The following is a 24,348-nucleotide window of genomic DNA, read 5'->3' on the forward strand; positions in this document are numbered from 1 at the left end:
TTCGTAATGACGATGCGCAGTTTGTGGCGGCTGAACTACCTTCTTTTTCTGTAAAGCGTGTGTATGCCATCGATAAGGAGAAGTAAGATTGTTGCGGGGATAGAGATATGCCATTCATTCAAACCTGCGTTATGCGCAATCTGTAATAGATTAATCATCTCGATTGAAAGTATGATCCAACTGATCAGAGAGAAAACTATTTGAGGACGAAGGTCCATCGGTCCACACCAGCGCCAAGACCATCTAGATAACCATAATACTGATGGTATTAACAAACTGAGTGCGATTCGGTTCGCTTCATTAAATGTTGAAGTCGGCATATACGTAATAGACATAGATAATGTGAAGCCCAATAAAATGGTGTAGCAAAATGCAGAAGTTACAGAAATGACAAAAATGATGAGCGTTAACGCTAACCACTCTTCTTTAAGTCTGGAGAGCATGGGATGTTCCTTAATTTATTTAGGGCGCAGAGAGGCGCCAAAAGCGCTTTAATTGGCGCAGAAGGTTTGTGTTTAGAGTTGGAGATTAAGAGTTTGTGTGTCGAACGAAACGGGCAAGAAAAGTAATGGGAGCTTATGGACGTTATACTTAGCAAACTGAATCAGGAAGAGCGGCTTCCTGTTACCGCCCTTCCTGGCCAGCTTACTTCACTTCGTAGGCGAGCGTTGCCAGAACGTTTGTATTTGCGTTGTGGTATTCGAACTCACACAGTGAGTCGCGTACCATCCATAGCGCGCACAACGCAGTCATACATACGGTGATAAGCCCTAAAAGAGCGTATTTTTTATCCGGCATCGCTTGCCTCCAGTCAGTGAAGAGGCTAGTATCTGTATTGCGAAGTACATACACTAAAACCTCGTTTGAATTTATAGTTCATTCGGGGTTTTTGTTTATCTACCGCCAGCAGAGATCAAACTTTTGGTAGACAACCAAAAGCTCCCGACGGCAATCATACGTGATTATTAATGGCTTTTTCTATCCCTTTTCGAGACTTTATGCCGATAACATCTAAATATACTGACGAATAAGTAGAGAATTTATTGGCTTCGCCCTTCCTTCCATTTCGAATAAGCACGGTAATGCGCTGATACCGTGAAGCGATGTATTCCAAGTACGTTCGCTGCTTTACGTTGATTGCCGTGAGTGTGGATCAAGGCCGCTTCCGCAATGGCCGTTTTAATAAGTGGGTAAAGCCAGCTCAAATCGGGATCTTCTCGACAGTTTCCCAGGAGCTGATAGATGTGCTCAGCAATGAAATGTTGGTCAATTGGCCCCGTTTGAGGCGTTGCTTCAGTGGTGTTGTTCATGATTTATCCCGAACTTATGCCCGCTTTCAGTGGATAAGTGACTCAAGCCTTTAAGGGATAAGCCCTAGAGTGCGTTGAGCCAACGTAAAAACAAAAGGCCAGCGATAAGGCTGACCTGAACACAAAAATGAATGAAGGCGAGATTAGCGTTTGCGGCGTAAAGTCGCAATGCCTAGAAGAAGGAGAGGCCAAAAGCCCATAGAACCACCACTATCATCGTTATCAGTGTTATTGTTACCACCGTCACCACCTGTATTTTCAATTGGTTTGTTGATGTGAATGACTTCGTCATCGGTTAAGTAAAGCTCGCCTTGAGTCCCGTCACTTTCGATGTCATACGTACATTTATCAAAGGGTTTGATGAGTCCATCCAAACAGGTGCCACCGACAATGGTGACATTGTCACCCCAAGCGGTATCCACAACGTCGTCTCGATGCAGTGATTGAATGGTGATCGTCGCTTTGCCATTTGCGTCAGTATCAACGAGGGTTGGGTAATGCCAGCCGTCAATGGTTTCAGTGATGAAGTCTTGCACTGACTGAATGGTAGTACCGTAAGTAGAGCGTTCATTTGTAGATGAGTTCATTGCACTGCCACGATGGATGGCGAAGATTTCCTCACTGCCGTCCTTATTGATGGTCCATGCTGCGCCGGAATCGCCGCCAGTGGTGTGCGATTCATTCACTGTATCGGCATAGACATAATAAAGATCTGCGTAGTTATAATGGCTGAATGTAAAGTCGGCTTGATTGAGCGAATCGATAGTGCCACCGAAACCGCGGATCATCATTGGTTCTCCTTCGCTTTGCTCATCAATGTTTAAAAACTGGATATGGCGATAATCGACAGAGTTATCAACACGAACGATGCCAACGTCTTTCGCACGACGGTCATATTCATCGGTGTATTCAGGGGAGAGCCACTGCGCACTAAGAGGTAAGTTTTCGCTGTTCGATGGCGTCATAATGTCGAGTCCACCGTCATTAACGCAATGCCCTGCGGTAATGGCATAGCGTCCTGAAATTAAAGTGGCAGTGCAGTAAAGACTCTTATTGGTAGAGTTATCTAAGCGAACCGTATCGTCATGTTGGCTCCAATCGACAGGAGTGCCATTTTCTACCGCATAACTTGATGCGGACAGCAAGCTAAGCGCAATCAGTGATAAGGAAGGTAAACGCATGGTGATGCCTTATGTCATTCATTTTTGTAAGGTTATTGTATCAAGACTAAAAAATGCGCAAGTCAGGATCATGTGAAAGAGGCTTGATCGCCCAAGCCTCTTGGTGACGTTACTTACATTCGGCTTTGTAACCGTAATCGGTGATGGTTTCTGGTCCATAGCCCTCGCAGTGCCAACCGCCCGAGTTCCAGTTGTTACACTCGCGCGCGGTGGCCAGAATCAGCCCTTTGGTGCCTTTGTAACACGCTTGACCCGCAGAATCAGGGGAAAGCAGCGCGGAATAGGCACCCGCATTGACCACATCCGTAGTGGTGCTGGACACTTTGACCCAATGGCCTAAATCTCCGTTTTGGGAACTGTCGGGTAATTCATCTGGCCCGAGTCCTTTGGTGTCGGGTGGAATATGCACGGCGCCGTTGGCATCGTGATAAGGACGATTGGACTCAATCGCGTCTTCATACGATACCTTTGCCAATACTTGACCACTAAGGCATAGAACAGGCAGCAGTAATAACAGTTTTTTCATTAGATAGCTCCTTTGCTATTTACATTGGGTAAAGGCGGTAACTTCGCCATCGTTCCTTATGGTTAATTCTCCAGTAATCAGAGATTTAACTCTAACTTCAAGACCAACTTGCCAATAGTTATCATCGGTTCCTAATGGCTCGATATAGGGTTTTTGGCTGCCGGTGAGTTGGTAATCTTTGCTAATAAAGATCTTGCCTAGCCCTAACGCGATGTAAGGCTGTGTACCTTCGGGGCAAGAAGGTTTTCTTACCTTGTCACCATGCTGCACGGTGTAGATATCGACCAAACCTTGGCTGACGATCTTTTGTGTGCCATCTGAGTTCAAAATGGTCACATCATGAGCGTTGGTGATGGAGTAATCCCCACCGACATCCCAATCGTCGGTGAGAGCGACACTGCCATCGCGTTGTAAGAACTCGTCATAGAGCTGCGACAGCAGTGGGTCATAAACCGTGACAATGATGTCGCCATTGGTTTGTGCTTTGGCATAAGGCATCTTGAGTAATTCAGTTGCCCATTTCGCGCGGTAAATCGGCTCAATGACGCTGCTCGATAGCGGAAAGGTCAGCTGGGCGTAAGCGACATCTCGAAGCTCGGTGCCAATGGTGATGCTCTTATGACCGGCTTCATAACCGATGCGCTCACGCGTCCACGGTACCGAATCAGGGCGAATACAGCGTTTGGCCGCTTCGTCGGTTTCGCTACAGTTGATCCAGAACTGCTCATCGGTGGTCACCAAATCATTGAGTTCGGTCGGGAACTCATCAATCACGGCGACCGGTGGCTTGATGGTGCGTTGCTGGTATTGGTATTTCTGGAGCGCTTCGATGACCTGCTCGATGCGAACGCGGTAGTCTTGCGCGGCGTTCGTTTCTTTTTGCGTCATGAGCACTTTGGCGGCGCCCGCGTAAATCAGACCCAGCAGCGCCAGCGCAAAGAGTACATCCAGTAAGCCAAGTCCTCGTTGGCGTTTCATCATTCGTAATCCTCCTGCATACAACCGGTTTCCCCATCAAAATATTGGTGTTGCAGTTGTGAGTTAATTGTGGCGACGCCTTTATAGAGCGTGATGGTGCGCTCGGTGATGAACACGTCATCGGCAACGCTTTGGGCAGCGCGCGTGAGTGAATAACCCGACAGACCATCGGGCAGCGTCACGGTGACTTTGATGCCCCAACTCAACGTGGCACCGGTTGGGGTGCGATACGCGATAGAAATGGCGTAAGGGGACGTCAACACGGAGGCGGGCACCTCGTAATCATTGACGAGGGTTTGCAGTGTGGGCGGCTCAGACAGGGCGCGGCAGCCTGAGTCTTGCCATTGGTCGCTGATGGCGGCGTCCATGCCTTGAAATACGTCCACCATGACCGATTTGAACTCTTCGCTTTGATTGGTTTGCCGCAACAGGTGTGAGCCGATTGCGGCAGTAATAGCCAGCGAGACGCTGGCTAAAAGTAGAGCCAATAAAAACGACAGTATCGACACGCCAGATTGGCGCGTCATTACATGGTGACGGTGATGGTCGTGTCAGAGACCACAACGCTAGAACAATCAGTGTCGGCCTTGGCGCAGCGTTCGGTACTCACAGGCGCCAGTTGGTTGGCCAGAGCCAGCACGTTGTCTTGCTCAATGTTGCTGATGGCAATATCGACATAAGAGGAGTGTGAGCTGTTTGCTGTCACGGTGTATGTGCCGCCGTATTGGTTGACGTCACACCACGCCGCATTGCTGTAGCCGTAGCCTTCGGTACAGATTTCAGAAAGGCTTACGCCCGCCGTATCGGCGCCCGCGCCCGCCCACGCATCGACGGCGGCGCGGATTTCACTGACTTCGGTTAAGGTGTTGTTGATTTTGAGTTTGCCTTTACCTGAGCTGGCCATTGCGGCAATCCCCGCAATGACAATCGCAGCCAGACCCATCCAGAAAATAAAATCAAGCAAGGACGCGCCGCGCTGCTTCTTGCTTTTGATTGGCGAGCTTTCTGTTAATGGGGTTAAGTTCTCTTTAGTTGAATTTACTTCGGTGTGCATCGTGTTTACTTCTTCTTTAGTTGTGTTGAATTGAGTGGTGGTATTGTTCATTTGCATTGTGAACGCGTCCTTAAATCAAAGTGAGATAGAGTTGGTAAGTGGCGCTGGCAATGAGAGACCCAAGCACCAATATCGTGACCAGCAATCCGGCTTTCGGTAGCCAGAGCTGCATTTTTTCGAGCTGTTTCGCCACATGTTCACTGTGGTGTTGCCCGCTTTCGCTGAGCAGTTCGGTGTAACTGACGCGAGTGCCAAGGACCTTCATCGCGCTGAGTTCGTTTGGCAGTAAGAGACCCGTATCGAGAATGGCGCCGAGGTTGGTTTGACCAATCGCTTGTTCGCGCATGGTTTGGATGTGCGCTTTGGCAAACGGCGTATTGCGGATTTCGGCTTGCACTAAGGCATCACTGAGTTTCATGCCGCATTGCGTCAGGTTCGCCAGCGTTTTGAGTAACGTGGATGCCACGGCAACGCGATACAGCGAGAACAGAGGCCAATCGTTACTGACTCCGCGGCTATTGCCTTTCCAATTGGGCAGTGCCATGGCCAGTACCAGGAGAAGTAGGGCAAAGACCGCGGCGATGGCAATGCCATAGTCGGCAAAAAAATTGCGCACGGTGAGGCCAATGCCCGGCTTGTTGTCGATGGCACTGAGCATCTTGTCAGCGATGTAGACGCCATAAAAGCCCGCGCCGACGGTGAGCGCGTAAGGGAAGGCGAGCATCTTGACCAGTTTGGCCACAATGTTTTCACCGCCCTTTAACTGCTCAATCGCGGTTTGCAGTCCGATGTGCCGCTGTCCGGCGCTTTCGGCCGCGCGTATCGAGCTCAATACCACACTTGGAAACCAGCCTTCGAGTACATCAACGAAACGTTGACCTTGCCCTGGTGCATCGAGTCCGGCTTGACCGATTTGCTTGAGGGCATCGGTGCCGTTTTCAACCAATGACTGACAAAACTCTTTGGTGGTGAGTTTGTATCGGTCGGCTTTGAGCCATTGGTCTAAAAACGCCACTTGCTCATCACTGGAGAAGGTCCATTGCTCCAGCGTTTTCCCTAAGATAAGGAAGCTCATAACGCCTCCTGCATCGCTCGGTAAATGTCGGTGACGGGTACTGGCACGAGGTCATCTACTTGCTCGGAGGCCGAAAGAATATCAACCTGACCGCGCACGATGCGCGATTTACAGTGGTCTTTGATGTCCGGCCAGCCTTGCTTCTTGAGGTGTTGTTTCCAGCCTAAATCGTCCTCTTTAATGATGAACTGACGGTCAGCGTCATCGAGCACAATCATTTCCATCACCACTAAACGGCCACTTTCTCCTGACACACCGCCTTCTTTGTTGCACTTCTCACAGCCACAAGGGTTGAGCAGGCGCACGTTCTTGAGCTCATCCTCTGAGCACAGCTTTTCAAGTTGACTGATTTTGAGCGCCAGCTTGTCCGAACTGTTGATGCTGGAGTACGCTTTTTTTGCTTCCTCAGAGTCACGGTCAGCAAACGAGAACGCACAGTCACACAACTTGCGCACCAGTTTGACGTGGACGAACATGGCCATTAGATCTGGTGCGCCCACAATCGCTGCCGGCATTTTCAGTTGCTGGATGAAGGTTTGCGCGACGCCTAATGCGCTGTTGGTGTGCAAGGTGGCCAGTGCCAATCCACCGGTTTCAGCTTTACGGCAAAATTCAGCTGCCGTGGGCGTATCACGGATTTCACCAATGTTGGAGATGTCCACGTCGTGACGCAGCGTCTCTTTACAGTAAAAGGCGTAATCCATTTTTACCCCTGAGCCTTCAAAGGTCTCAAGACTCGGCTGCACTTGGGTTTTACTGACGAAGTCTTGCGAAAACTCCACGGGGTCTTCCAGGGAATGCACGTTACGCGCAATGCGATCTACTTTTTCCAGCAGGGCGTACACCAGGGAGCTTTTACCGGAACCCATCGGACCGGTGATGATGATCCCCCCTTGGCGTTTGTGCACCATTTGAATAAGCGTGGCTAAATATGGGGTTGGTAAATCCATGTCTTCGAGTGACAAGGCTTTGTTTTTTGGCGTCAGACAGCGCAGCGTCAGTTTCGGGCCATCGTGGGTTGGAATGAGCGCCGCGCGCCATTCAAACAAGCGCAGCTCATTGCCGACTTTAAGCGGAAGGCTGAATCGGTCATTAGCGGGCAAGGTGTATTTGATGTCTTGCCCACCGAGCGTCGAGAACACGTAATCAATCAATGCCAAGCCCACCTGACGCGGTTGGTTCTGTGCGCTTTGATGGTTATGGAAACGACTGATGACGCGGCGAACGCCCACCGTGCGCAGCAAAAACAGGGTGCTGTCGGGCGTGGTGAGCACATGCACGTCAGAGCTGTTTTCATTCACGGCGGTTTGGCACAGCGCTTGAAGTTGACGTTCGACAACATTTTGCTCGCCTTGCTCTTTCAGTGTTTGGTGTTGCGTATCGCTGAATGTCGCCAGCGCCTCATCGATGACGCTTTGCGGCACTTCTTCGATGATGACGTCTTGTCCGAGCAGGGCTTTACTGCCTTGAAGTAAGTCCATGATGCGCCCCAGATTGGGCGCATTGAGATTCGAGGTTTGCACAGTGAGCGCGGCATTGACGATGGTGTAGCCATCGTCACGACACAAGGTCAGCAGCGTTTTTTCTTCGCTGTCGGTCAGTTTGGGAAAGTGACTCATAGGCCACCTTCCAGAACGCGAATGCGCGCGCCTTGTTTTAGGCGAACCCCATTACCGTTGATGTTGGTGATACTGACGCCCTTAACCGAATCACCGGCTTTGACCAGAAACGGTTGGCCACCATCGAGAGCGAGATAGGCGCTTGCCTCATTGCCATCAACAAAAAGGCCACTGAGCGAGAAGCGGTCAATGGCCAGTTGAGAAGAATGGGGACTCACGGAAGGCGGTGAGTAAGGTTGCTCAATCACCGACACCGACGGAACGTAATCGCTTCGCCCTTCACTGCTTTCCTTTTGATTGGCCTTGCGAGTGCGTGATTTTTCTTCGGCAATCTGTGAATCCATTTTAGCCACCGCTAATTGCTCTGAGCGTTTAATGAGCTTTTGCGCATTCACATCGAGCGTTAGAGTGGGGGTGACCGATTGTGGTTTGGGCTTTTTCTTCACCACGGGCGCCACCGTATCGGGCAAAGCCTTTGGTGAAGGTGTAGAAGTAACCGTACTTGGCGCCGTTTGTTTGGCGGGCACTGAAATGGACGGCGGCGTGTTGAATTGAGGGGCGAGCCACATGCCCGCCACAGAGAGCCCGCCTATTGCTAAGATCCCGATTTGAATATGGGCTTTGGTGATTTTCATGAAAGGTCTCCAAGGTATTGAATGCGCATTTCAACGCGGTAAGTGCCATCGTCGCTCGGGATGAGCGTGAATGCGTTTAAGCCCACCGGAAGGGGCTGATAAAGTGTGGCGAGAGAACGCAGTTCGCTTAAGGTCACGCCGCTTTTTTTCAGCGTCATATCGAGCGTACTGGTGAGCATCGCTTTGCTTTCTTTGCTGTCGGTGATGTCCCAACCCAATTTGATGAGCGTGTCAGCGAGGCGTTGCCCCAATTCGGCGGGCGCCATCTCCTTCGTCCACTTGTCCAGTTTGCCCGTCATGGGCTCACTGAGGGTAAGGGTGTCGATGGTCAAGACGGCATTGCTTAAGGAATGCTTGGCTAGCCACGCTTTTGCGGTTGAGAGCAAACCACCGTCTTCACGATTGAAGACCGCAGTCAGATTGTTGCCTTTAAGCGAGATTTTGCTTAATGCCCACCCTGATGGAGCGAGGGCGCTGGTTGCGGTCAAGGACAGGGCGTGCATCATGCCATCGGCGGCGCTTTGAGCGCGCCCGACCGCTGTGCGGTAGGCGTGATATTCATCGATTACTTGTTGCACTGTGTCTTTTGGTTTGGCTTGGTAGTGAGTGAACTGACTGACGCCAATCAACAACACACCGAGCACAATGGCCGTCACGGCCAGCGTTTTCGGGCGCTGAGATTTCAGTGCATACGCTTGTTTATCTTGAGGCTCAAGAACTGGGGCCGTATCCACTTTGTCACTGACCGCGCTTAAGTTAGGCGCAGACTCACTTTGTGTCAGTTTCTCAGTGACAAACACTTGCTCGCACAGTTTGAGTTTCACCTCATCCAGCTCATCCAGTGGCACCAGGCGCGCTTCACGCACCACATGGCCGCGAACGGTCATAAAAAACAGCACGTCTTTTTCGTGAAAGTCGAGTAAACACCAATGGTCAGGCGCGATGTCTTGCTCCACTTTGTTTCGCCACGCTTCACTGATGGCGACGGTCGGTTCATCGCTGTAATAGCGCGTACGCCACCCGTCTCTTTCTAGTGTGAGCTGGTACTTGCCCGGGAATTGCCGTGCCAGTTGCCAGCGGGATGACGACGTTTGCGTCGTCACAACATGGTTAGGAAGGCGCGTCATTACTTCACTCTCCTTGGGGTCAGCAATATCAGCGTTTCCACGGTCTCTTGTCCGCTCACTTGACTGCCAAGGCCATCAAAGCCAAAACTGGACGACTTATTGGCGGTTTGGGTTTGCTGCTTGACTGAGCCGATGATGACGGTTTGGCCATAACGCAGCTTGTTGGTGAACGACAAATCGGCGCTGCGCGTGGAGATAAAGCGCAATCTGGCGTCATCAATGGTTTCGGTGCTGTCACCGGCGATTTTGGTTAACTTGCCCGCGGTGCGTATCCAGACGAAATCGTCTTTCACGTTGGTGTTGACCATCATGTCGATGCCTTCCACCACATTGCCGCGCGTGGTGCTGGTTGAGGTGGTGGTGTCGGTCACTTCGGTTGAAATGTCTGACAGGTAAGGCGTTTTGACCGTCTGAGAGATGCGCGCCGGTTGCGAGCTGCTGGTCAAGATACCAATCGGTGTATCGGTTGAGACGGTGCCTTGTTGCTCCAGCGCTTTGATAAACGCGGTGGTGCCATCCCATTTCCCCGTACCTTGGAAAGCCAGACCGCTGCTTGAACTGACCAAGTCAGAGGTCGCGGACGTGCCAGGAATGATGAAATTTAAGGTGCCGTCACCGACATCTTTCACTAGGTTCCAATCAATGCCTTGGTCTTTGCCTAAGTTCGAACGAAACTCCAGTACGCGAATATCAAGAAAGACCTGTTTAGTCAGCTCGGCTTGATAGGTGTCAATCAGGCGGCGCACCTGTGCCATGCGACTTGGCGTGGTGCGCACGGTGATGGCGGTCAATCCAGGTACGACACGCACGTCACCGACGAGCTCATCGCCATCGTCTTCGCTTTCATCTTTGAGGACCGCTTCGACCGCTTTGGATATTTCGGTGGTGATTTCGGTGTTGTTGTACACCGTCGTAATGTACTGACCATCGACTTTGGTGGTCGAGGTATCGCCTTCATCGTCGCTGCTGCTTTCTTCGCTTTGACTGCCTTGCTGCGCGGAATTGGCGCCCGATGGAATGGTCAGCACAAAGGTCTCGGTTTGATAGTACCCCACCGTGAGCGAGTCTTGATCCGGCGTTAAGCCGTAATGAGTCAAGCTACTGATGAGGTTTAAAATCGACTTGCGCGAGGCGCGGGTGTTGACCGTTATCGGTGTGTTTGGGTTTACGTCGGGGTCAAACGACACTTCCACATTGGTGCCTTGCACGAGCATCGAGAGCACAAGCGACAACGGCAGTTGATTGGCTTTGATGCGCACTTCTTGTTGGAGCCACTTTGGCGCTTTGTCTTGTTTGATTGGCGTGGCCAGAGCGGGCGGTTTGGTCAAGTATTGCACGTTGCCAAGGGGTGTCGCGTTCTTTGAGCGCGCGTCTTCCATCTGCTTTTGGACTTGGTCGGCATTGGCTTTGTGGTCAAGGTAGTCCTGACTGACGCAGCCGTTTAGCAGCATCATGGCCAGAGGCACAAAGAGTAAATGGGGTTTCATGGTGTTGAGTTTCATTATTCTTTCTCTCTAATAAACACACTGCGCGAGCTTGGGATAAGCTGCGCTTGTACGGGGTAGCCTTCTAGAACGGTATCGAGCGCTAAATCAAACGCGCCGCGCGGGGTGACGATGCCGTACTCACTCATCAGCGGATAATCGTCATCGCTCATCCAAGACGGTCGCGCTCCATCGTCATGCCATTGCCAACCGTAAACGTGAGCTAAGTTCGCCACCGCTTCTTTTAAGCTGGCGCCGTGTACCCACTGCACATCAGGCATGGTGTTTAAGGTGTGGATGGCGGCAATGCCGCGCTGGACATCAAAACGCAGTGGTACGCCCAATGCTTTGCCGAGTTCGTGAATGGACACGGCAAGGCTACCGGTGAAGTTTTTGTTGCGCTCGATAGGCTCTAGCAACTTGGCTTGCTGCTCATCGCTGAGGCCGTACGCCACTTTAGTGATGTGCGCTTTCTCTAGCCAACGCTGGAGTGCGCGATAGGGCGCTTCGCCCGCGGCGACAAAAAACGTTGTGGCGCCACTCGTCGTTTTATTTGTGTCACCAGAAGGCGCGCTCGCACTCGACGGTAAGGGCGCCAGCACTTGAGATTGAGGTTCGCCCGTTGGAATGTTCGGTCCCACTTTGCGCAGTTCGATGCGCTTTAGAGGTATCTTGCCACGCTCTACCGCTTGAGGCTGCGGGGCAGAGACTTGCCCAACGTCTACGTAGCCTTGTTGCAGTTCCGGCGCTGCGTTTGGCAGTGGCGCTTTGATGCCAGTGATAAACAGTTGATCATCATTAAGCTGTCCCGAAGGCGCGGCCCAGCACGCAGACGTGATGAGGCCGCCCAAAACAGCGAGGGTGAAGGTTTTCATAAAGATTCCTGATTAACGAATGGAAGAGTAAGGCGGCAAGATGACGTCTTGGCTCACCATAATGTAAAACTGCTCAGCGTTATCGATTTCGATGGTTGGCTGAATGTTCATGTTTTTGCGAATGAGCATGTTGCCCGTTTCCGCGTATTGCTGCGTGACGCCATCAGCAACGGACTCACCTGTGGAGCGCGAATCGTCGTCACCATCGCTGACCGCGGCCTGGCTTATCCCTGAAATACCGCCGAGCAAGGTGGCTTGACCGAAGAGGCGCCAATAATGGTTATTGATGTCACCAGTGAGGCCATTCATGCCAGTGACGTCCATGCTCGCCATGTTGCCAATGTTGAGCTTGGTGCCATCGGGGAAATTGACCCGAGACCAAGTGACGGGCAAACGGCGTTGACCATACGCGACGCGCGCGTCATAGGTGCCGTAAAGCTGTGTGCCTTGCGGTATCAATATCGCCGCGCCCGTGGCGCTGTCGTAGACGTTCTGACTCACTTGAGCAATCACATTGCCTGGAATGTCCGAGTTCATCGCGCTGATGAGCGTCGCTGGAATGAGCGTGCCCACGGTGAGCTCGTATTCACTGGCGGGCAGCTCACGCCGCGCGTTGAGATAACCGGCTTGATTGGCCTTGGCCAGAAACGCTTCCTTACTGGCTTGGCTGGCACCCGTGGTGTCTAAGGTGCTGGCGGTTAACTCTCCAGCAGTGCTATTGCTCTGCTTGTAGGCTGCTTGGTTTGGGTTGCTCAATGCCGCTTTGGCTTGGGCGAGGCGTAGCTCCGCATCCCGTAGTTCATCACTGTCCGATTGCTCTGAGCTGGATGACGAACGTAAAGATGCCTCATCGATGCGCACGTTCATCCCTGAGTAAATCGCCTCATTAAGCAACTTCTGTTTCGCTTCGAGTTGCGCGATACGTTGCTTTTGTTGCGCGGCCATCTCTGGCGTTACGGTTGGCACGCTAGGGGTAGCGTTGCCGGTTGGAATGGGCGTTGACACTACCGCTTTCGGGGCGGGGGTGTCGGGCTTTTGCGCCAATACCGAATCGAGCGCCGCTTGCTTGGTGGTCATGGACGTATTGATTTGTGTCGGCGTCGGGGCGCTTGCTTTATCTTTATTGCGCTGGCCTTTTTGCATGATGACGCCAATCACGATGATGGTAACCAACACACCCAGCCCAATGACGGTCCACTTCACGCCTTTTTTGATGTGAACCGACTCGACACCGGACAGCGGATTGAGCTTAAGGGTGAAGTTACTCATATTCCACCCCGTAAGCTCGGGTTTTCAGTGGAATAAGTAGGTTATTACTGAGCACCCAGATCCGTGACAGTTTGCGGCCATCGCTGAGTTTGGCGGAGACAAAGAATTGCCTTGGGTTGAGTTGTTCCACGCGGTAGTTCAGGCTGAGGTAATCCATCTCATTGCCTTGTGCCACCCCAATGCCTTCTAAGCGCAGTTCTTCAATGAGCGTTTTAGCAAACGTACTGCCATCGTTATTGAGGTTAATGATGGTACGCGCGCCATCGGACTGGCGAAGGAATGAGGCAATGTCTTGACTGATGGCGTGCATCTCATTGGGCGTGAGCGTCACGTCATTGTAGTTGCCGTATTGATCGGGCTCGTAGCTGGCGCAGCCATTGAGCATCATCACCAACAAAATGAAAAAAACTCTCATTACCCCTCCTTACGCTTAATGAGGACGGTTTGTTGATGTTTGCCCGCGCCGAGTAACAAGGCGATTTGCTCAGGTAAGCCATCAACCACAAATTTCCCGTTGCGATAACGGTAGTTGATGAGCTCACGCTGTCCGGCGTTAATGACCAAGAGTGACGGCAGTTTGCCCGTCGCGACGCTGCGCGGCATCTCTAAAATGGTTTTGACGCTGTTGTTGTAGACGCGAACCGGCGTAAAGCGCGTGTTGCCTTCAATGTCGTAGTCAAAATCCAGGTCATCGATGTTCAAACCATCGGCGATTTCCTTTGAGTGTTGCTCGGTTTGTTGTCGCTCATACATCGAATCCATCGCGATTTGCAGTGTTTCAGGGTAATCAAAGCGCACAATCGGCATCCAGTCGTTGTGTTTGGCCGTGAGCTTGATGAGGTACGAGCGGCGATTGGTGGCAATTTGCAGCGTGGTTTCGATGTTGACGTCGGTGGGCTTTACCAAAATGTGCGTGACGGCGTCACTGCCTTGACCGGATACGGTTGGGGTAAACCCCCAACGCACGGTATCCCCAGCGTTCAGGCCGTTTTTGCTGATTTGCTCTCCTGGCTCTAACTGAATGTCACAGGTTTTGAGCGGCGCGCACACCACGCTTGGCAGCGATTTGCCAAAAAAGTAAGTGATTGCACCGTCGGGCGAGCGAATGGGTTTATCGGTGCCGTTTATCCAGCGCTTGGCGATGTCGAGCCCAGCTTGCTCGCTGGTCGTGAGTGTTTGGGGCATTTCAATCAGTGAGCTACCAGTGATGGGTGGCACGGGCGCGGCCATGACGCCGCTGGTCAAGACAATACCTACCCATAAAGAGAGTGGCTTTACTACGTTCATGAGCGTCCTCAGTTAATTTGTACGTCGTTGAAGGTGGCAATCCAAAGGCCAAGCGGGTTTTGGTTCATCTCCGCTTTGTTTTTGGGTTGGACGGTTTGGGTGGTGATGGTGGCTTTAAAGCGCGGCGTATCGAGTACGTTGCCTTGACGGTCAGTGATGGTTTCGACCCATTCCATTTGCCAGGTGTTGTCTGACAGTGGCAAGGTGCTCTTGATGTCCACCTTAACCAACTCCCGCGCGGCGCGCTCAAACGGGTTCTCTTCTTTGAACGCCTGTGAGATTTGCGTTTGCGCAGGGGAGTTGGGAACGAGTCTTGCGTAGGCGCGGCGCACTGCCTTGTCTTCGACTTCCACGTCCAGATAGACGCTACGAATGTCTTCCACAAAGCGCTCTAAATCGTTCACTTTGAGCGCTTCCAGTTGTGAGGTCGGCAGCTTTTGAACGCTGGCCACGCCCACCACTTCTTCGCCGTTTTTCACGCCAATGACATAAGGCTCAATTTTGGATTGGGCGCCGATGTATCCGGTGCTGCCTACGGCAATCGCGGCAACAAACATCGAAAAAAAAGCGCACATTTTCCAGTTGTGCGCTTGTTTCACGATACTGCCTAAGCGTTCGTCCCACTCTTCGCGGGCGCGTTGATACAAGATGGAGTAGTCCGATGGACTCTCAGGGTTAGACATGATGTCTCCTTAGTTATTACGAATGCCCATTATTTCCTCATGCGCGTCTGCTGTCTTTGCTGCTGCAAGCGAGCTTTGAGTGCATCGTGATTGGAGGTGGGTTTGATGTTTTGCGTGGCTTGCTTGACGGCGTCATTTTGGGAGAGTGCGGATGCGACGCCTTGCTTCATGGCTTTCACCAGTTGTTGATGACCGTTTTTGGGTACAGAGCGACTGTTGCTCATCTCTTTGAAAGCGCGTCCGACCGGACTTTGTGATGCCATGGCACTGAGCGCTGCCTTACCAAGCTTGCCAGAGCCTTTGGTCATCGCTTTGGCGCCCGCAGCGGCGCCTTTGAACACCGGTGAGGATTTGGCTAACTGGTCAATGCCGCTCGCCACTTTCTTGCCAGGTGAGGTTTTCCCTGCCAATTGCGCCGCTTTGCCAATGCCGCCTTTTGCCAGTGAGGCGGCGGCTAACCCCACTCCTGCCATTGCGCCCAACAACCCCGCGGCACTGTTGACTGCGCCAGCCGCATTAAACACAAAGCGACCCGTGGCGAGGCTGGATGCTATGGCGGGCACGGTGTTGACGAGGGAGTAGTAAATCACCGACATCACCACCATCATCAGATAATCCGCAGAGCCTGCTCCTGGGTTGTTAATAAAGCTCAAGAACGTCTCGTTACCGATGATGACCAGAAGTTGCATGATGAAGATTTGCACTGACATGCCAAGCACGGTGGTGAAGTAGTTCATGCCGTGGTCTCGCGTCCATTCACTGCCGAGAAAGCCCATCACAATCACCCCGCCATTGAGGATGATGAACGAACCAATCAGTAAAATGGTCAGCTGCGCCGCGATGAGTGCCAGTGTAATGAGCACTATCAAGCCGCTAAACCCAATGATAACAAATTGCCCCGCATCAAAGCCTGCGCTGGACTCCCATATTTGATGGGCCAGGGTTAAACCCAACTCCACAATGTTCGAGGGCGAGAGTTTGGCTTCACTACCCGATAGACGTGAGGCGACTTCCTGCATCGAATTGAGCACGGTCCACGCCAGCGGCGAGGCATTGACGACCAAAAACCAACAAAAGCCCACGGTCATCACCCGCTCAAACAACTCCGCAATAAAGTGCTCCAGTCCTTTTTGATGCAGCCATAATTTGATGGCCGACCAGGTAAAGCTGGCAATCACCAACAACCAAAACAGGTTGGTTACTGCGTCGGTAATGATGGGCTCCCAAGTGGCGGTAATGGCGTTGAATTTGTCGAGGATGGTGTCGAGGGCGTTATTGTTGTCAGCGGCAAGGGCGGGATGGCTTAGGAGCGCGAGGAGGACCAACCCTTTTTTCATGGTGCCTCCCAAATGGTGGCGGTGTCGTAACCGGTATCAGAGAGACCGTTCACCTGTATTACCTCTTTAATGACGCGTTTACCCTCTGGCGTTCGAGTCATAAACACCACCGCATGGATGCCACTGGCGATGAGCGCGCGATTGGGCGTGGCGGTCGCTTCACTGACGCATTGCTCCAGTCTATCGAGCCCTTGTCTCGCCGAATCGGCATGAATGGTGGCGATGCCGCCAGGATGGCCCGTGTTCCAGGCTTTGAGTAAATCCAGCGCTTCACCGCCGCGCACTTCTCCCACCATGATGCGGTCAGGGCGATAACGCAGTGTGGTGCGAAGCAGAGTGCGCATCGAGACATTGGCGCGGTCATTGGTGCGCTTAATCACATGATTTTGCGCGCTGCATTGCAGCTCGTTGGTGTCTTCAATGATGACCATACGCTCGTCCGGTGCCACCATGGAGATTTGATGCAACAGGGCATTGCCGAAGGTGGTTTTTCCTGAGCCAGTGCCCCCCGCGACCAGAATGTTGCGCTTATCGACAATCAACTGACGTAATACATTAGCGGCTTCTCTGCTTAACGTTCCTGCCTTAATGTAGTCATCAAAGGTAAACACGCGCGTGGCCTTTTTACGAATGACAAAGCTAGGGTTTTCCACCAAAGGCGGAATAAGCCCTTCGAAGCGGCTGCCATCTAGGGGCAGTTCACACTCCAAAATTGGCTGCGTGGCCGTGACCGTCTGACGATGATAGTCACTGACGGCATTAAGAATGCGCGTTGCATCCTCGGGCGTCACTTCACCCACGTGCGTCATCGCTTCCCCTTGACGCTCAATCCATAACTTACCGTCAGGGTTGAGCATGATTTCAGTTAAATTAGGGTCTTCTAAATAATCAAGTAACCCCGCTTGTAAAAAATGATGGCGAATGCCTTGCAAGGCTCGGTTCATCGTGACCTCCTTACCATTTCATGCTGGGATGTTGCCACTCTTGTGACCAGTCTTTGCCATCGGTTGGGTCCACATTGAGCGGTTGAGTGAGCATCTTCTCTTCGGCAACGCGCTGGCGCTCTACCGTATCGGCGTCCGCGGCCATTTGCGTGGCGCTCATCTGGATTTGCGTTTGCATCAGGGTTTGCAATTTCTGGAGCTGCTGCGCCAGTTGCGCGAGCAATTCCGCGTTGGCCTGAGCGATTTCCATTGCACCATCGGCGCCTTGCACATGCGACTGAATGGACGCGACCGTTTGATGGTCATCGACCTGGTATTGACTCATTTGCTGCGCCAGTGCCAGTGAACTTTGCGCCGTATCTCGTAGGGCATTGCCCTGCTGCTGATAGGTGCTCACCGAGTTCATGTCGCTAATCGATTGGCCCTGATAGGCTTCGGTGCCGCCAAACAACTGCTCAAATTGCTGATTCATGTTGGCCATCGCAAAAGATATCGACTGACCGCGCGACGCAATGGTGTTGAGATTGCGCAGCTGAGATTGGATGTCGCCCCATTCCATGTTCTTCAAGTTTTTGAGGTTTTGAACTTGGTATTGCACGTTCTTGACCGAGTTGAGTGTTTGCTGTACCTCTTCGACGTAACTTTGTGCTTGGTTGAGGTTGGAGGTCATCATTTGGGTGAAACTGGCGCAGTTGACACAAAACAGTGCCGATGAATCAAATGAGACCAACACACTGCACAAGGTCAGTGCGCTTAACGTTCGTTTCATTCGTCGTCCTCCAGGATGTGTTGTTGTTTCAGATAGGGCAGATACCAGTTTTCGCCATGCTCACTGACCAATTGACGGATGGTGTTCACACTCTCTTTGTCGGATGCGCCAACAAACGCCAGTGCCAGCTTATCCAAAGACAAGTCCACCAAGCGGCTCCCCGTGGGTTGGTGGACGTAGTAGTCGCGTTTGCGCACGGCGTTTTTGAGCAGGTCGATTTGTTTGTCATTGAGACCAAACTGGTGATAGGTTTTGGCAAACTGCCCCGCCTTGGGGTTGGGTAAGAAAACTTGCGTCGGGCACGACTCCATCAGCACATCCAAAATGCCCGATTTGATGGCTTCGTTGAGCGCTTGAGTGGCGAGCAACACCAGGCAGTTGAGTTTGCGCAGCTCTTTAAGCCATTCCACTAACATGTCTTTAAATACCGGATGTTTGAGGGCAATCCACCCTTCATCAATCAAGATAAAAGACGGGTTGCCATCAAGTCGCCGTTCAATGGTGCGAAACAGATACGACAATACTGGCACCAAATCACGGTCACCGCGTTTCATCAGTTGGTCGATTTCAAACACGGTAAAATCGGCAAACGAGAGTGAACTGCTTTCGGCATCCAGTAAGTCCCCTGCGCGGCCATTGATGGTGTAATACCCCACGGCGGTTTTGATGCGTTGGTCTTGCACTTGCGCGCAGAACTCGGTCATCGACAAGCGAGACGAGCCGCGCATGTCACTGAGCGCTTTAAAAATGCTTTCTCGCATCTCAGGGGTGATGGTTTCTCCTTGCAGCACCAAAAGCTGCTCAATGTACTCACAGCACCATTCAAAATCGTTGTCCAAATCCGCCAGTGGCGCAAAGGCGGGCGCTTCCCGTGAGCCAACCGAACCAATATCTAGGTGCAAACCGCCAAGCTGACTCATGGCGAACATCGAGTACTTTTTATCAAAGGCAAACACCCGAGCATTGGGGTAACGGTGCATCTGCGCGACCAGCATGGCCAATAAGGTCGATTTCCCCGCCCCTGTTGGACCAAAGATTAAGGTATGCCCCACATCGTCTACATGCAGGTTGAGCCGAAACGGTGTGTTCCCCGTAGCCGTACACATCATCATCGGCGGGGAGGCCATCGGATAAAATGGACAAGGGCAGTGCGCCTCTCCGGTCCAAATGCTGGCAATGGGCAGCAGATGGCACAGATTCAACGTGCTCAGCAGTGGGCGGCGGATGTTGTATAACGAGTCGCTGGGCAAAGTGCCGAGTAACGCCTCGGTGGCGTTGAGGCTTTCTACGCGGCACGTCAAGCCTAGGGTGTTATTGAGCACACTGACCACAAACTCAGTGACTTCTTGCAACACTTCTCTATCAACATGACGCAGCACAAACGTTGAGGTGTACTGACCATAGTTAAGACGCCCCGCGGACACTTCGTTTTGGGCCGCTTGGTATTGAGTGACCATCTCCAACGCATCTTCATCCACTTTTGGGTCTGGATTTTTTAACAGCTTGTCTCGAAATGAGGTGACTTTTTGGTCCCAGTTCTTGCGCTCTTTATCGAGCAATTGATGCGCTTCGCGACTGTCAAAGAAGATAAAACGTGTGCTCCAGCGAAACTCCACGTTCATCAAACTTAAGTGATGCAGCATGTTGGGGTGACTGAAATCGGGGAAGCCATCAATACTGATAACGCTCGTGTACTGCTCGCCAATTTTGGGCTGAAAGCCAGGCCAACATTCCACGCTGCCCAATAAGCTGTCTAGCGGCAACGGAGTACAAGCCGCCGACACGGGATGCCATTGTCCGGTCAAGGAATAGCGTAAATACGACAACAGCTCATCAAACGGTTGGCCGTCGCGTTCAACCAGCTTTAAGCGCGTGATGGAAGAGAACACATTGGTGAAACTTTTTTCCAGCTCGGACATGCGCTCTTTAAACAGCGCCAGGTTGCGCTGCGCTAAGCTCACGCGTTTGGTGTCACCGTGGTCAAAAAGCAAATCGGTGACTTTGGATAAACGCTTAGCGGTTGGGCGCCAAGTGATAAACAGCACCGAGCGGGTCGCAAACTTGTCGCCTTGCGACTCAAAGAACAGTCGTCTGGAATCGTCCATCATTTGCATCACGGGGTGGGGAAACGCCGAAGACTCAACGTCGGGATAGGAGTCGGCAATTTCGCGGATGGTGTCCACATGGAGCATGTAGCCAGAACCTAGCGAGGACAACGTTTGGTTGAGACGGGCGGTCATGGCGTTGCGCTCTAGATTGGTGGCGGTGTCCACGTCCATGCCGGTAAAGCGCCACCCTGCGGTAAAGGAGCCATCCTTACCGAGCATGACACCGTCATCGACTAAGGCTGCCCAATTGAGTAAATCGGGGAGTCCCTTGGCCGTGTCGCGGTACGATTTAAGGGATAACATAGTAAAACCCTATTCATAGAAGCAAAAAAAAGCGCTCGGGTTAGCGAGCGCGAAGAGAGTGAGACGGTTTGTGTAGATACTTGACGCCAGCGGCGGGGTAATAACGCTGAAACTTCGCGTAGCGGCGATACACCGGACGTAACTGCGCGTCGTTTTTGGCCATGAGTCTTGTGATGAGCAACATCACCAAAAATAGCACCACACCGATAACCGCGGTGTAAATGTTTTGCAGAACCACCAACACTAGGGCAAGACATCCCGCGCCCATGACTAAAAAGCGGTCACCGCCCATGAAGAGGTTGGCGCGGTTGAACGGATAAATCGGCGTAAACTGCAATTCATCATCGTCATCCATCCTTGCCTCCTTACACCACTAGGGCGCCAGAGACGCCAAAGAGCATCGTCAATAGGTTAACGGCGCCAACGATAACCGCGACCACCAAACCTATCATCATGAGAGTGCGTACAAACCCATCCATCTCGCCACCGAAGATCAAGCCCACACTGGCCGCGACAATGCCGAGGGCAGACGCACCAAAAGCGACGGGGCCGGTGATCGAATCCACAATGCGCTCTAAGGGGGATTCCCAAGGAAGGCCGGTACTCGATGCATTGGCAGCAAACGAACACAACCCGACCGAGACGCCTAATAGTAGGTGCTCGCCGGAGCGCTTCAATTTTTGAATCAAAGACATAACAGTTCTCCAAATAGAAATAACGCAGCACTCTTAAAAAAAGTGCTGCGTTATTGCGTGATAAGTTTGGCGTCAAGGTAGGGATTGAGTCCGATGCCTTTCAGTTCTTGCATGATTTCGAGTTGACGACGGGCGCGAGCTTGTCTCGCCAAGTGTTCCATTTCCTTTTTACTGAGTTTTTTTCTTTGGCCATAGGCTTTCATTGCGCATTCCTCTTTTCTGAAAACAAAAAAGCCCCATTGGTGTGACCCAATGGGGCTGCTTAAATAAGCAAGGTGTAATGATCGGCTTTAGAGATCCGGCTGTGCTCTCTGCTGAGAAAGCACAAGCGGATCACTGCTGCGGGAACAGCGAAGATAATAGCGTATTGAGCGTGTCGTCGTCGGGAGATTGCAGTCCCATCGTTTTGACGGGCGTCATGTCCCGTGAGCTGGATGTCGCGCGCTCGGGTTTGGTTCTTAATGCTCTCGCACAGAGCTTGTGATTTTTATGCTTTGTTTTAAAGCAACGAACTTTAGCTGTCATGAATATTGCTCTTCATTTAACCATCGATAAAAGCCTGCACGTTGAGTTGTTCCGGCTTATGAACAACGCCCAGCCTCCGCCGCTTTGCGGATGGGTGTGATTGAAGAGCATTTTTTCCGCAGCAATGATGCTACGTGGCCTCTTCGTCGGCCGTTCTAACGTCCGTATCATGTCGTCATCTCGACGAGCGCGATAGCGGCGAACGGTCTGCCTTGGCGCGAATTGTTAAAGATCGACGGTTATTGCACTTGCGTTATGCCTAATGGTTTAAGGGTTATGCATTTTTACTACCCATTAAACATAATTATTACAATGCGAATAATGCATAAATCATTGATATATAAGGATAAGTCGGTGTCATTTAATGCGGTAATTTGATGCAAATCAATAAATATTTAATTAATTTATGTGATAATTTATATTTACTTATTTTAGAATTTGTGATGGTTTATCACGAATTCTTTTTGATGCAATAAGTTATTGTTTTAACTGCGTTTTATAATAATTATGTTCAATAAGTTAGAGGTCTAAGGCTTGACCCCTTGAGTTTCTATGACGAGTTGAGCTATACTGTGCCTACAGTCTTGATGCGCGAAGTGCATTACATAAAGCACTGCTACATAGCTCTGTTCTATGTAGTGTATTTTTCAAGACTGAGAATGTGTTAAGCTTCCAACTTAACCAAATAGCATTCGCAAACGAGCCGTCTTCCCAACCGTAGACGGCTTTTTTGTGCCTGAAATTCAAGCAGTTGATCTTTTAGATCTTTTTCTATAAAGTAAAAAGATATTGGTTTGGCGTGGAACCCGAACCTCCCTAAAAATCGGTTGGAATCATAAAATGACTTTATCTAATTTTCTCAGACAACAAAATCAGTGTCCTCCCCTCCCCCACCATTTGAGTGTGGCAATATTGGGAAGAATAGACGCTGAGGGCTTGTCTGATGTTAATCTCTGAACAACAGACTCTTACTCAAGCCCAGCAGAAAGCGGCGACAGAAGCGGCCTATCGTGCTCGTCGTAAGGCGCGTAAACACGAATTGGTGGAATTGCACAAAGCGGTTGTGGCCGCAGAAAATGCCAAAAAACCTAAAACCCCCTTTCTGATCGCGTTTAGATCTCGTCGTTTACGCCGTGATGGTGTGGTCGAAACCTTACCGCAAGAATTTGCGCGCATCTTAAAAGCGTGTGAAGAGTTGATCACAAACAAAAAACGCTTTCCTGCTCTGTATGCTTGGGGCGGTGATGGTGTGAACAACATCCAGTGCCGTACGAATATCGCGCGAGTTCTGGCGTGTATCCTAGTTAACACAGATCTGATTGGTGGCCGCATCGGTGAGCCAACCGAAGCGGGAATTAAGACAATCAGTTGGGATCAAGTTCAAGAAGATTACGCTTTGCGCTTTGGTGAGTTCATTGCACCAAAGTCGTTTGCGAAAGCGTTAAAGTATTTACGCCGAGCTGGCTATCTGCATTGCGAACGTATTAACGTGAACGTCGATGAAGAAGAAGGCGCGGTTCGTAGCGCTCCTGCTTACAAGCAGCTTACTGAGCGTTTTTTCTCAGATCTCAAGGTTGTGCGTTATCCTAATATCGTTGAGCTTATCTTGGCGACTCGTAAGCGTCAGGAGAGCAAAGGGCTGCGTTTCAAGTGGTTGTCGTTCCGAGACATCGCTAAGAAAGTGCAAGAGATCTACAACGGTAAGAAGCTTGATGGTTATGCCGAGGCTACTGCGTCCATTTTCCAAGCGTTTAGTCCAACCCCTGCCTTTACTCCACACTAAATTTTAAGTGTATCCGCGCAAGCGGAGGATTTCGCTCGTCTGTAGAATATTGAAATTGATCTACATCACATTATCCACTCTCTTGCAATCACTCCTTTGTCTTAACGACCCCTTTACGTCTCTTGTTTTTCCGTGCCATATGCGGATTTTCATTTATTCACTAAAAAGGTAGTGCAAGAAAATAGAACAAGGATTTACCCTAAGAATGCCCCTGAATAACATGCCGTGCTTATGAAAACTTCGTATTTAAACTTTGTATCTAGATAAATATAAAGATAAATATTTAAGAAAAGACAATAGCTTCGCTCAGTGAGACCTCCCATCAAAAGCTAATCAACCACAACAAAAATATGAACCACTATGAAAGCTTTTGACGGGCCCCAACAGCCAGCATCAAGTCAAAACATTAAAATAAAATTAGAAGCACTAGCTGGCTGCGCTGAACCTTTCTTTTGTCATTCGACAGGAACCTATCGAGCATATACATAAGACATTGTGGAACCCCAACTCAATGATCGAGTTTAATTCCACCAATAGCGCAAATCAGGGTCTAGCAGGGCGGAGGGCAATTTTCGTACCGGAACCACTAGTGAACAAAAAAGCTTCTGAGCGTTCGGATAGGAGGCATCTTACTCACTACGTGAGCGCGTTCTAGTATTCGTCGCGCTGCTCCTCATGACATAAATGGGGTCCGCTTGGAAAACGGAAAATATCCTACGTTAAGCTCATATTTTAATGGTTTCCATATGTTTCCCTACAAGGATAACTTTCAACTAATTTA

26 protein-coding genes are annotated in these 24,348 nt (G+C 51.0%); 1 reads left to right on the forward strand and 25 read right to left on the reverse strand.

What is annotated here, in order from left to right; genetic code table 11:
- Positions 1-35: 35 nt before the first annotated feature.
- The 25 genes from ACLIIY_RS29005 to ACLIIY_RS29125 all read right to left on the reverse strand — a co-directional run bounded on the left by ACLIIY_RS29005 (position 36) and on the right by ACLIIY_RS29125 (position 21,462).
- A complete protein-coding gene (locus ACLIIY_RS29005; RefSeq protein ID WP_023624143.1) occupies positions 36-443 on the reverse strand; it encodes a hypothetical protein in 408 nt (135 codons plus the stop codon).
- 202 nt (positions 444-645) lie between these two features.
- Entirely contained in the window at positions 646-798 is a 153-nt protein-coding gene (locus ACLIIY_RS29010) for a Hok/Gef family protein (protein WP_024700485.1), read from the reverse strand.
- Between the two features lie 242 nt (positions 799-1,040).
- Positions 1,041-1,310, reverse strand: coding sequence for a helix-turn-helix domain-containing protein (locus ACLIIY_RS29015; RefSeq protein ID WP_025789761.1), 270 nt, complete (start codon positions 1,308-1,310; stop codon positions 1,041-1,043).
- 143 nt (positions 1,311-1,453) lie between these two features.
- Positions 1,454-2,491 (reverse strand): trypsin-like serine protease, encoded by a 1,038-nt coding sequence (locus ACLIIY_RS29020; RefSeq protein WP_025791776.1) that lies wholly within the window; start codon positions 2,489-2,491, stop codon positions 1,454-1,456.
- 109 nt (positions 2,492-2,600) lie between these two features.
- Positions 2,601-2,966 (reverse strand): hypothetical protein, encoded by a 366-nt coding sequence (locus tag ACLIIY_RS29025; protein ID WP_129194446.1) that lies wholly within the window; start codon positions 2,964-2,966, stop codon positions 2,601-2,603.
- A gap of 66 nt (positions 2,967-3,032) precedes the next feature.
- Complete coding sequence (locus ACLIIY_RS29030) at positions 3,033-3,998, reverse strand: PulJ/GspJ family protein (protein WP_032072621.1); 966 nt, start codon at positions 3,996-3,998, stop codon at positions 3,033-3,035.
- Entirely contained in the window at positions 3,995-4,522 is a 528-nt protein-coding gene (locus ACLIIY_RS29035) for a hypothetical protein (protein ID WP_024700480.1), read from the reverse strand. The genes ACLIIY_RS29030 and ACLIIY_RS29035 overlap by 4 nt, the downstream gene beginning before the upstream one ends.
- Positions 4,522-5,106 (reverse strand): hypothetical protein, encoded by a 585-nt coding sequence (locus ACLIIY_RS29040; RefSeq protein ID WP_025499476.1) that lies wholly within the window; start codon positions 5,104-5,106, stop codon positions 4,522-4,524. The genes ACLIIY_RS29035 and ACLIIY_RS29040 overlap by 1 nt, the downstream gene beginning before the upstream one ends.
- Before the next feature lie 13 nt (positions 5,107-5,119).
- A complete protein-coding gene (locus ACLIIY_RS29045) occupies positions 5,120-6,124 on the reverse strand; it encodes a hypothetical protein (protein WP_025789750.1) in 1,005 nt (334 codons plus the stop codon).
- Positions 6,121-7,743, reverse strand: a complete 1,623-nt coding sequence (locus tag ACLIIY_RS29050) for a GspE/PulE family protein (protein ID WP_025791778.1) — start codon at positions 7,741-7,743, stop codon at positions 6,121-6,123. Before ACLIIY_RS29050 ends, ACLIIY_RS29045 begins: the two co-directional genes overlap by 4 nt.
- On the reverse strand, positions 7,740-8,378 hold the full coding sequence (locus tag ACLIIY_RS29055) for a hypothetical protein (RefSeq protein ID WP_025789137.1): 639 nt from the start codon (positions 8,376-8,378) through the stop codon (positions 7,740-7,742). Before ACLIIY_RS29055 ends, ACLIIY_RS29050 begins: the two co-directional genes overlap by 4 nt.
- Complete coding sequence (locus tag ACLIIY_RS29060; RefSeq protein WP_025789136.1) at positions 8,375-9,505, reverse strand: hypothetical protein; 1,131 nt, start codon at positions 9,503-9,505, stop codon at positions 8,375-8,377. Before ACLIIY_RS29060 ends, ACLIIY_RS29055 begins: the two co-directional genes overlap by 4 nt.
- Positions 9,505-11,007 (reverse strand): type II and III secretion system protein, encoded by a 1,503-nt coding sequence (locus ACLIIY_RS29065; RefSeq protein WP_032072623.1) that lies wholly within the window; start codon positions 11,005-11,007, stop codon positions 9,505-9,507. The genes ACLIIY_RS29060 and ACLIIY_RS29065 overlap by 1 nt, the downstream gene beginning before the upstream one ends.
- Positions 11,007-11,864 (reverse strand): hypothetical protein, encoded by an 858-nt coding sequence (locus ACLIIY_RS29070; protein WP_025789134.1) that lies wholly within the window; start codon positions 11,862-11,864, stop codon positions 11,007-11,009. Before ACLIIY_RS29070 ends, ACLIIY_RS29065 begins: the two co-directional genes overlap by 1 nt.
- A 12-nt stretch (positions 11,865-11,876) precedes the next feature.
- Complete coding sequence (locus tag ACLIIY_RS29075; RefSeq protein WP_025789133.1) at positions 11,877-13,133, reverse strand: TrbI/VirB10 family protein; 1,257 nt, start codon at positions 13,131-13,133, stop codon at positions 11,877-11,879.
- Complete coding sequence (locus ACLIIY_RS29080) at positions 13,126-13,548, reverse strand: hypothetical protein (protein WP_024700471.1); 423 nt, start codon at positions 13,546-13,548, stop codon at positions 13,126-13,128. Before ACLIIY_RS29080 ends, ACLIIY_RS29075 begins: the two co-directional genes overlap by 8 nt.
- Positions 13,548-14,420, reverse strand: a complete 873-nt coding sequence (gene trbG, locus ACLIIY_RS29085) for a P-type conjugative transfer protein TrbG (protein ID WP_025789132.1) — start codon at positions 14,418-14,420, stop codon at positions 13,548-13,550. The genes ACLIIY_RS29080 and trbG overlap by 1 nt, the downstream gene beginning before the upstream one ends.
- Before the next feature lie 8 nt (positions 14,421-14,428).
- Entirely contained in the window at positions 14,429-15,103 is a 675-nt protein-coding gene (locus tag ACLIIY_RS29090; RefSeq protein WP_025789131.1) for a VirB8/TrbF family protein, read from the reverse strand.
- A 29-nt stretch (positions 15,104-15,132) separates the two neighbouring features.
- Complete coding sequence (gene trbL / locus ACLIIY_RS29095) at positions 15,133-16,440, reverse strand: P-type conjugative transfer protein TrbL (protein WP_025789130.1); 1,308 nt, start codon at positions 16,438-16,440, stop codon at positions 15,133-15,135.
- The gene (trbB, locus tag ACLIIY_RS29100; RefSeq protein ID WP_025791779.1) at positions 16,437-17,384 is read right to left on the reverse strand and encodes a P-type conjugative transfer ATPase TrbB; all 948 of its coding nucleotides are present in this window, start codon (positions 17,382-17,384) and stop codon (positions 16,437-16,439) included. Before trbB ends, trbL begins: the two co-directional genes overlap by 4 nt.
- Before the next feature lie 10 nt (positions 17,385-17,394).
- Entirely contained in the window at positions 17,395-18,153 is a 759-nt protein-coding gene (gene trbJ, locus ACLIIY_RS29105) for a P-type conjugative transfer protein TrbJ (RefSeq protein WP_025789747.1), read from the reverse strand.
- Positions 18,150-20,564, reverse strand: a complete 2,415-nt coding sequence (locus tag ACLIIY_RS29110) for a helicase HerA domain-containing protein (RefSeq protein ID WP_025789746.1) — start codon at positions 20,562-20,564, stop codon at positions 18,150-18,152. The genes trbJ and ACLIIY_RS29110 overlap by 4 nt, the downstream gene beginning before the upstream one ends.
- A 40-nt stretch (positions 20,565-20,604) precedes the next feature.
- Positions 20,605-20,919, reverse strand: coding sequence for a conjugal transfer protein TrbD (gene trbD / locus ACLIIY_RS29115; protein ID WP_017449280.1), 315 nt, complete (start codon positions 20,917-20,919; stop codon positions 20,605-20,607).
- A 10-nt stretch (positions 20,920-20,929) separates the two neighbouring features.
- The gene (locus tag ACLIIY_RS29120) at positions 20,930-21,259 is read right to left on the reverse strand and encodes a TrbC/VirB2 family protein (protein ID WP_017449279.1); all 330 of its coding nucleotides are present in this window, start codon (positions 21,257-21,259) and stop codon (positions 20,930-20,932) included.
- 50 nt (positions 21,260-21,309) lie between these two features.
- Positions 21,310-21,462, reverse strand: coding sequence for a hypothetical protein (locus tag ACLIIY_RS29125; protein ID WP_032072624.1), 153 nt, complete (start codon positions 21,460-21,462; stop codon positions 21,310-21,312).
- Between the two features lie 1,265 nt (positions 21,463-22,727).
- Here ACLIIY_RS29125 and ACLIIY_RS29130 point away from each other — a divergent pair.
- Entirely contained in the window at positions 22,728-23,567 is an 840-nt protein-coding gene (locus ACLIIY_RS29130; protein ID WP_023624635.1) for a hypothetical protein, read from the forward strand.
- Positions 23,568-24,348: the final 781 nt, after the last annotated feature.

Origin of the sequence: Vibrio sp. K4 (assembly GCF_051122595.1) — a bacterium.
In the GTDB taxonomy this organism is placed as follows: Bacteria; Pseudomonadota; Gammaproteobacteria; order Enterobacterales; family Vibrionaceae; genus Vibrio; species Vibrio owensii.

Coding starts and splice junctions, on each gene's coding strand:
- ACLIIY_RS29120 (WP_017449279.1), bottom strand. CDS start 21,259: ATGTCTTTGATTCAAAAATTGAAGCGCTCCGGCGAGCACCTACTATTA.
- ACLIIY_RS29075 (WP_025789133.1), bottom strand. CDS start 13,133: ATGAGTAACTTCACCCTTAAGCTCAATCCGCTGTCCGGTGTCGAGTCG.
- trbB (WP_025791779.1), bottom strand. CDS start 17,384: ATGAACCGAGCCTTGCAAGGCATTCGCCATCATTTTTTACAAGCGGGG.
- trbL (WP_025789130.1), bottom strand. CDS start 16,440: ATGAAAAAAGGGTTGGTCCTCCTCGCGCTCCTAAGCCATCCCGCCCTT.
- ACLIIY_RS29010 (WP_024700485.1), bottom strand. CDS start 798: ATGCCGGATAAAAAATACGCTCTTTTAGGGCTTATCACCGTATGTATG.
- ACLIIY_RS29125 (WP_032072624.1), bottom strand. CDS start 21,462: ATGAAAGCCTATGGCCAAAGAAAAAAACTCAGTAAAAAGGAAATGGAA.
- ACLIIY_RS29015 (WP_025789761.1), bottom strand. CDS start 1,310: ATGAACAACACCACTGAAGCAACGCCTCAAACGGGGCCAATTGACCAA.
- ACLIIY_RS29130 (WP_023624635.1), top strand. CDS start 22,728: ATGTTAATCTCTGAACAACAGACTCTTACTCAAGCCCAGCAGAAAGCG.
- ACLIIY_RS29035 (WP_024700480.1), bottom strand. CDS start 4,522: ATGACGCGCCAATCTGGCGTGTCGATACTGTCGTTTTTATTGGCTCTA.
- trbJ (WP_025789747.1), bottom strand. CDS start 18,153: ATGAAACGAACGTTAAGCGCACTGACCTTGTGCAGTGTGTTGGTCTCA.
- ACLIIY_RS29080 (WP_024700471.1), bottom strand. CDS start 13,548: ATGAGAGTTTTTTTCATTTTGTTGGTGATGATGCTCAATGGCTGCGCC.
- ACLIIY_RS29055 (WP_025789137.1), bottom strand. CDS start 8,378: ATGAAAATCACCAAAGCCCATATTCAAATCGGGATCTTAGCAATAGGC.
- ACLIIY_RS29005 (WP_023624143.1), bottom strand. CDS start 443: ATGCTCTCCAGACTTAAAGAAGAGTGGTTAGCGTTAACGCTCATCATT.
- ACLIIY_RS29070 (WP_025789134.1), bottom strand. CDS start 11,864: ATGAAAACCTTCACCCTCGCTGTTTTGGGCGGCCTCATCACGTCTGCG.
- ACLIIY_RS29040 (WP_025499476.1), bottom strand. CDS start 5,106: ATGCAAATGAACAATACCACCACTCAATTCAACACAACTAAAGAAGAA.
- ACLIIY_RS29050 (WP_025791778.1), bottom strand. CDS start 7,743: ATGAGTCACTTTCCCAAACTGACCGACAGCGAAGAAAAAACGCTGCTG.
- ACLIIY_RS29065 (WP_032072623.1), bottom strand. CDS start 11,007: ATGAAACTCAACACCATGAAACCCCATTTACTCTTTGTGCCTCTGGCC.
- ACLIIY_RS29110 (WP_025789746.1), bottom strand. CDS start 20,564: ATGTTATCCCTTAAATCGTACCGCGACACGGCCAAGGGACTCCCCGAT.
- ACLIIY_RS29030 (WP_032072621.1), bottom strand. CDS start 3,998: ATGATGAAACGCCAACGAGGACTTGGCTTACTGGATGTACTCTTTGCG.
- trbG (WP_025789132.1), bottom strand. CDS start 14,420: ATGAACGTAGTAAAGCCACTCTCTTTATGGGTAGGTATTGTCTTGACC.
- ACLIIY_RS29045 (WP_025789750.1), bottom strand. CDS start 6,124: ATGAGCTTCCTTATCTTAGGGAAAACGCTGGAGCAATGGACCTTCTCC.
- ACLIIY_RS29060 (WP_025789136.1), bottom strand. CDS start 9,505: ATGACGCGCCTTCCTAACCATGTTGTGACGACGCAAACGTCGTCATCC.
- ACLIIY_RS29090 (WP_025789131.1), bottom strand. CDS start 15,103: ATGTCTAACCCTGAGAGTCCATCGGACTACTCCATCTTGTATCAACGC.
- ACLIIY_RS29020 (WP_025791776.1), bottom strand. CDS start 2,491: ATGCGTTTACCTTCCTTATCACTGATTGCGCTTAGCTTGCTGTCCGCA.
- trbD (WP_017449280.1), bottom strand. CDS start 20,919: ATGGATGACGATGATGAATTGCAGTTTACGCCGATTTATCCGTTCAAC.